Annotated in this window: 4 protein-coding genes; all 4 read right to left on the bottom strand. The window is 63.9% G+C overall.

What is annotated here, in order from left to right; all coding sequences use genetic code 11:
• Positions 1–97: 97 nt before the first annotated feature.
• A complete protein-coding gene (locus FHW97_RS21185; protein WP_171799688.1) occupies positions 98–2,161 on the bottom strand; it encodes an FIST N-terminal domain-containing protein in 2,064 nt (687 codons plus the stop codon).
• 82 nt (positions 2,162–2,243) lie between these two features.
• On the bottom strand, positions 2,244–3,965 hold the full coding sequence (locus tag FHW97_RS22410; protein WP_171799687.1) for a M10 family metallopeptidase: 1,722 nt from the start codon (positions 3,963–3,965) through the stop codon (positions 2,244–2,246).
• Positions 3,966–4,083: 118 nt separating this feature from the next.
• Positions 4,084–5,538 carry a M10 family metallopeptidase gene (locus FHW97_RS22280; RefSeq protein ID WP_171799686.1) on the bottom strand — a complete coding sequence of 485 codons (1,455 nt, stop codon included), beginning with the start codon at positions 5,536–5,538 and terminating at the stop codon, positions 4,084–4,086.
• Between the two features lie 181 nt (positions 5,539–5,719).
• Positions 5,720–6,889: an NAD(P)/FAD-dependent oxidoreductase gene (locus FHW97_RS21170; RefSeq protein ID WP_171799685.1), complete on the bottom strand. Its 1,170-nt coding sequence runs from the start codon at positions 6,887–6,889 to the stop codon at positions 5,720–5,722.
• Positions 6,890–7,020 lie beyond the last annotated feature (131 nt).

The following is a 7,020-nucleotide window of genomic DNA, read 5'->3' as shown; positions in this document are numbered from 1 at the left end:
TTCGGACTAGACACCCAGATCCTAATTCAGATCAGAGGCTTACGCCACTCCCGCCAACCCTTTGCCCCACCCTGATGAATAAGACGGGCTAGGCTGCTTACGCCTGCTGGCCCTCTACCCGGCGCAGGCGCTCTATCTCCAGCTCGACCTGGCTCATCATGCCGGTCTGCTGGCGGGCCATCTGCTCCACCGATCCCAGCAAGTCGCCAATGCGCGAGAACGAGGCGAACATCGCGCCGAGGCTGGCGGTGATGACATCAAAGCCATTGCGGGCATTGCCCAGCTTGGCCTCTGTCTGCGCGACATGGCCACCCAGGCGCGTCATCGAGTTATCGACCTGGCCCAGCGATTCCCGGCTTTGATCGAGCGTTGTACGGGTCATCTTGGCCAGGCTGCGCACTTCGTTGGCGACGATGGCAAAGGCGCGCCCGGCCTCGCCGGCGCGTGCGGCCTCGATCCCGGCGTTGAGCGAGAGCAGGTTGGTCTGCATGTTGATCTTGTCGATCACTTCCACGATGTCGCGCAGCTGGGCCATGGCCTGGGCGACATGGCCGAATTCGGTATCGAGCACCCCTTCCCCGTCGCTGTGGGCGAGGCCCGCCAGCCGCTGCTCGATCTCGGTGCGCATGGCATCGACATTGCGGCGCACATCCTCGGTTCCGCTGGCCACCTGGTCCAGCTCGTGCGCGAGGCGCGCGGTCTTCATCACAAAATCGGTAAGCCGGCCCAGCAACTGCTGGCGCAGTCCGTTGATCAGGCGCTGCTGGTTGAGCCGCGTTTCCACGAAATAGCGCGCGAACTGCGCATAGTGGATGGGGAACTGCTCTACGAACGGTTCGGCCAGCACCTCGCCCGGCGCGGGCTTGAAGAAGACCACCGCCGTCAAGGTCTGGTTGACGTTGATGCCTAGCAGCTCGCCGAAGGTGGAAAAGCCCGCCGCCGGCACATCGCCCCACAGCCCGTCGAGCGCGCCGAGCTGCGCGCCATTGCCCAGGCGGCGCAGGATGCAGTCGTTGAGCAGGGCACCCACCGGATGCGGCTTGCCCCGCAGGAACGCCTCCAGATCGGCCCTGGTCTGCCCGGCAAAATCGGTGGCGGCCACCAGGTGCAATTCATCGCCGGGATTGATGTCGCAATAGAAATGCACGGCCCCGGCCGCCACATCGATGCTGGCGATGGAGCGCACGAACAGCTGGTCGTTCAGGCGGATGGCAAACGTGTGCCCTTGTAGGCGCTGTTCCAGATCATGCGGCTGGCACCCCATCATGGCGCTGAGTGCATCGACCACCGGCACGATCTCCACCGAGCCGGGCTCCACCACCGAAGTGACGCAGCGGGTTTCGGCCGAAGCCTCCATGATGATCACGCTGCGCCCGGTATCGACGAAGTTCTGCGTCTTGAAGATGCCGAAGCGCGCGCCCTCGCGCATCTTGGCAAACACGATCACCGCATGGTCCTGCAAGAAGCGTTCGCCGTCGAACAGCCAGGTCGCCTGGAAATCCAGCTTGCCGCCAGCCGATCCACCGATGAACACGCATGGGAAGCGGCCGCAGCGATAGACCGCTTCCATGAAGAAGTTCTCGCTGGCGGAAAGCCCGTCGATCAGGGTGAGTGCCAGCGTATCATGGTGCCGCACCGGAAATGACACCGACAGGCGCGAGAGGTGACCGGCAATCTCGTCGACGCGGGCCTCCTGCGCCTTGCTGGGCCTGCCGGCGCGAATATCGGCGTTCGCCAGGGGAACGGCGTGGATGCTGGTAGCGGCAAACAGGTCGGGTCCGAAGACCTGCACCACCACGCTGTCCCACACGCCATCGGCCGGGCAATAAAGTGGCCCCTGGCCATCGACGCACAGTTCGCCCGCCGTGGTGACTGCCACCACGCGCGCCGGCGCGCACAACGGACGCAAACGCTGCACCACCGTTTCGAAATCGACGTGCGGGGACACATAGGCCATGACCAGCGCTGCCGCGACATCGCCAAAGCGGAAGGTTTCGTGGCCCAGCCCGTGCAGCATGCTGTTGCTGCGCACCACACGCATCGACGGCTGCGCCAGCGGGACAAAACTCTCGACAGGCGGCACGTCTTGATCCCACGCCGCCAAGGTGGGCAGTGGCGCGGGCGCGGCAGGGCTCCCAAAGACTTTGCGCAATCCGAACATGGTCGTCTCCGGCATTTTGGCCGGCTTAGACCCGCCATGGCCAACAAACCGTTGGGCGCCCCTGCGGAAAGTGCGTAGCCGTTCAGAGCAGGAAATCGCCCTTTGCCAGCGACAGGCTGCCTTGCAGCAGCAGCGCGAAATCAGCCAGGCCATCGCCGTTGATGTCCCCCTGAACCAGGGTGTTGCCGCCGGTGATAGCATAGCGCAACTCGCCCGCCACATGGTGGAAGGCGGCCGTGCCGATGAACGCAAAGGCATCGTCGGCGCTGGTCAGGCTGTTCGCGTCAATCGGCGTCAACACGATCAGATCGCCGTCCGCATGCTTGAAATCGGTGATCACGTCACACGTGGTGGCTGTGCTTCCGGCAAATTCGATCACCCGCTCAAACACGAAGCGATCGGCGCCGCTGCCGCCGGTGAGCCGGTCCTGGCCCGATCCGCCGCGCAAGGTATCGGCGCCGGCCATGCCGTTGATCGTATCGTTACCGCCGTTGCCCGACAGGATATTGTCGTTGGCATCACCCAGCAGGGTATCCGCGTAGGCCGAACCGGTAACGCGCTCCACGCCCGAGATCGTGTCCTTGCCCAGGCCGGCGGCGGTGCCATCGCCCACTCCCGTCGCCAGGTTGACCGTGACGCCCACCGTCGCGCCGGCATACGTCACAAGATCGAGGCCAGGCCCGCCGACATAGCGATCGTTGCCCAGGTCATCACCGGCCAGGAAGGTATCGTTGCCATCGCCGCCCGAGAGAATGTCATCGCCCTTGCCGCCCGAAAGCTTGTCATTCCCGCCATAGCCATAGAGCCGGTCGTTGCCGGCGTTGCCATAGAGCGCGTTGTTCGCCTCGTTGCCCACCAGCGTGTCGTTGCCGGCGCCGCCATAGCAATCCTCGATCGTCACGTTGTAGGCGATGCCGAGGTTGTTGGACACGCTGACATTGGTAAACCCCAGCGTGGAATAGGCGCCAGGGTGGAGATCGACCCAGCAATCCAGCTTGAACGTGCGCAGGTCGATCAGATCCTTGCCGCCGGCATCCCAGATCGTGGCGTAAAATGGGCTGCCGGGCGAATAGGCATAGGTGTTGTCGCCGGCATGATAGCTCATGTTGGCGCCATAGATCGCCTGGATCGCGGCGATATCGTAAACCATCGGCGTCTGGATGATATAGTCGAAGTCTTCCTTGGCCGGGTTATAGGCATAGACCCCATAGGGATCGTTGTAGGACATGATCGTGTAGGTGCGATAATCATACCCGGTGGGGATGATGAAGCCTTCGGATGGATGCGCCAGGCCCAGGGCGTGGCCGATTTCGTGCATCAGAGCGGTGAAATTGTAGGTGTTCACCGCGTAGGAATCGCGCCCATACAGCGGGTTGATCCAGATATCGCCGTGGCTGTTGGCCGCCCCGCCAGCCGTGGCCTTGGTATAGCCCCAGGCATCGCCCACGCGCGAGGACAGGCCCAGGCGAATGTCTCCCACCGTGCCACCGGCGGTTTCGGCCACCTGCTTGAACGAAAGGTTGGCGACATTGGCCCATTGCGCAAACGCCAGGGCGACATTGGCATAGTCACCAGACGGCAAGGCGCCGACTGTGGCTGCGGTCATTTCGGTACCATAGCCACTGGCAAAGGCCGAGGCGACGCCGCCGCCCCAGATGAAGCTGTAGCTGACCACCGTCTTGCCGGCCGAAACGGTGGACCACGCCAGGCGATAGGCGGGATCGGCCTGAAGCAAGGCATTGAACCGCGCATCGGCGGTCAGCGAATAGGTCTTGACCGGCGATGCCTGGGTATACGTGGCCACGCGTGCATTCCCGAACAGTTGAAGGCCTGCCTTGGTAGGCAAGCCTGCCGCGTTACGGGACGGACGACAGGTTCAAAGTGGAGGCGTGAGCGCGCCTCCCCCTGGCAAGGCGCCCAGGCTAGAGCACGAAATCAGTGGCGGCAAAGGCGATCTTGCCCGCCGCTTTCAGCCAGAAATCAGCCACGCCATCGCCATTGAAGTCACCCTGGATCACCGTGGCGCCGCCGCTGTACATATAGCGCAATTCGCCCGCCACCTTGTGGAAATTGGCGGTGCCGATGAAAGTGAAGGGATCATCGGCGTTGGCATTGGTGGTGATGGCGTCGATCTGGTTGAGCTTGATCACGTCTTTCTGCGTCTTGCTGAAATCGGTGATCGCATCGCAGCTGGCTAGGTCTTGCCCGGCAAAATCGGAAATGGCGGTAAAAACGAAAGCGTCCGCGCCGGCGCCCCCGGTCAACGTGTCCTGCCCTGCCCCGCCGATCAGCGTATCGGCATCGTTGCCGCCCAGCAGCACGTCCTTGCCCGCGCCGCCGTTGAGCGTGTCGTTGCCGCCATTGCCTGTCAGCGTATCGTCGCCGTCGCGGCCGAACAGCACGTTGGCGATATCGTTGCCGACCAGCTTGTCGGCCCCGCTGCCGCCCGTGGCATTTTCGATCGTGCAGTTGAAGGCAATGCCCAGATTGTTGGTCAGGGTTTGCAGGTTGTCGAACACCAGGGTGGAATACGCACCGGCGTGCAGATCGACGCGGCACCCCTTGGAAAAGGCGCTGACATCGATCGTGTCATTGCCACCGCCATCCCAGATCGCGGCGAAGAACGGGGCGGTGGCTGAATAGCTATAGGTATCATCACCCGCGTGAAAGCCGGTGTTGGCGCCATAGATCGCCTGGATCGCGGCGATGTCATAGACCATCGGCGACTTGATCAGGTATTCGGTCTGCCCCGTGCCGCTGTTCACCCACCACACCCCCTTGGGATCGGTGTAGGACATGATCGTGTAATTGCGCACGTCAAAGCCCGAGGGCATCTTGTTGCCTTCAAACGGGTGATCGAGACCCAGGGCGTGGCCGACCTCATGCATCATCGCCATGTAGTTGTAGGTGCCCACCGCGAACGAGCCATTGCCATAGCTGGGCGAAATCCAGATATCGCCATGGGCATTGGCCGCGCCATTGGATACCAGCTTGCAATAGCCCCAGTATTGCCCGCTCACGCTGGACGATTGCGCGACGCGGATATCGCCGACGGTGCCGCTGTCGGTCTCGCTCACCTGGGTAAAGGTGATGTTGGTCACATCGGACCACGCCTGGAACGCCGCCTTGATGTTGGCGATCTGCGCGCTGGGCATGGCGCCATGGGTGGCCGCGCCCGGTTCGCTGCCATAGCCATTGGCAAACTTGCTGGCGACGCTATCGAGCCACGGGAAGCTGTAGGTGATCGCCGTCTTGCCATCGGCAATGGTCGACCACTTGGAGCGGAACATGGCCTTGGAATAGAGCAAGGCGTCAAAGTATTTGTTGCCGGTGAGCGCATAGGTCGAGACGACCGACGCATCGGTATAGCTGGGCATGGGGGTGTGGTCCTTGATCGCACGATGCCCGGCTGGCGGGCTTTCCATGGCGAACAGGCCACATGGACCATCAACAGCGGGTATTTTTAAGGGCACGTGCTTGCACCCAATGGGCATTATCCCGCCGTTATCCGGCAGGTTTCTGCCGGTTCAACCCGCTTTTCCCTAGGTATTCCCCCGATCAGGCGGCCATGCCGGCCGCGTGCGCACTGGCCCAGGCCCACTGGAAATTATACCCGCCCAGCCAACCGGTCACGTCCACCGCCTCCCCGATGGCGAAAAGGCCCGGCACCTTGCGTGCCTCCATCGTGCGCTGCGACAGTTCGGCCGTGCTGATGCCGCCGGCGGTCACTTCGGCCTTGGCAAAGCCTTCGCTGCCATCGGGCATGAAATCCCAGGCATGCAGTCGCGCTTGCGCGGCGCGCAGCGCCTTGTCGGGCAGGTTGCCCATTTCAGCGGCCAGGCCAAGCTGGTCGGCCAGGGCGGTGGCCAGGCGCTCGGGCAGCGCCTCGCCCAGCACGCTGCGCAGGCCGGCTCGCGGGCGCTGGCGCTTGGCATCGAGCAGCCAGTCGCCCGTGCGGCCGGGCAGGAAATCGATCCGCACGGCCTCGCCGCGCTTCCAGTACGAGGACACCTGGAGGATCGCCGGGCCGGACAGCCCGCGATGGGTAAACAGCGCCGCTTCGGGAAACCGCGCCTTGCCGCAGCTGGCTTCAACCGGGGCCGCAATGCCCGACAGTTCACGGAACAACGCAGCCTCGGCCGGGAGGGTGAGCGGCACCAGCGCGGGGCGCGGTTGCACCACCTTGAGGCCGAATTGCCGCGCCAGATCATAGGCAAAGCCGGTGGCGCCGATCTTGGGAATGGCCGGGCCGCCCGTGGCGATGACCAGCGACAGGGCGGCAAATGCGCTTTCCCCCGCGCTGACATGGAACAGGCCATCGGCGTGGCGCACCGCGCCGATCGGGCTGTTGCAGCGCACCTGCGCGCCGGCGGCGGCGCACTGGTCCAACAGCATGTCGACGATCTGGCGGGCAGAGCCATCGCAGAACAACTGCCCCAGCGTCTTTTCATGCCAGGCAATGCCGTGGGCATCGACCAGGGCAATGAAATCGGCCGGGGTAAACCGGCTGAGCGCAGAGCGCGCGAAATGCGGATTTTCGGACAGATAGCGATCGGGCGCGGTGTGCAGATTGGTGAAATTGCACCGTCCGCCGCCCGAGATCAGGATTTTCTTGCCCGGCTTTTCGGCGTGATCGAGCACCACCACGCGGCGCCCGCGCGCAGCCGCCGTGGCCGCGCAGAACAGGCCAGCCGCCCCGGCGCCCAGGATGATCACATCGTGCGTCATGCCTGGGGCCGTGGGGGATTGGTGGAGGTTTGGCAAGGGGGGGCGGTTGGGGTTCAACATGCCCTCCCCCAACCCCTCCCGCACGCGGGAGGGGAGTAGGTAGGTGTCCCTCCCGCATGCGGGAGGGGAGC

The organism is Novosphingobium sp. SG754 (assembly GCF_013149315.1).
GTDB lineage: Bacteria > Pseudomonadota > Alphaproteobacteria > Sphingomonadales > Sphingomonadaceae > Novosphingobium > Novosphingobium capsulatum.
The sequence above is the reverse complement of the archived record's forward strand: the minus strand, read 5'-3'. Positions and strand labels throughout refer to the sequence as shown.

Coding starts and splice junctions, on each gene's coding strand:
- FHW97_RS21185 (WP_171799688.1), bottom strand. CDS start 2,161: ATGTTCGGATTGCGCAAAGTCTTTGGGAGCCCTGCCGCGCCCGCGCCA.
- FHW97_RS22280 (WP_171799686.1), bottom strand. CDS start 5,538: ATGCCCAGCTATACCGATGCGTCGGTCGTCTCGACCTATGCGCTCACC.
- FHW97_RS21170 (WP_171799685.1), bottom strand. CDS start 6,889: ATGACGCACGATGTGATCATCCTGGGCGCCGGGGCGGCTGGCCTGTTC.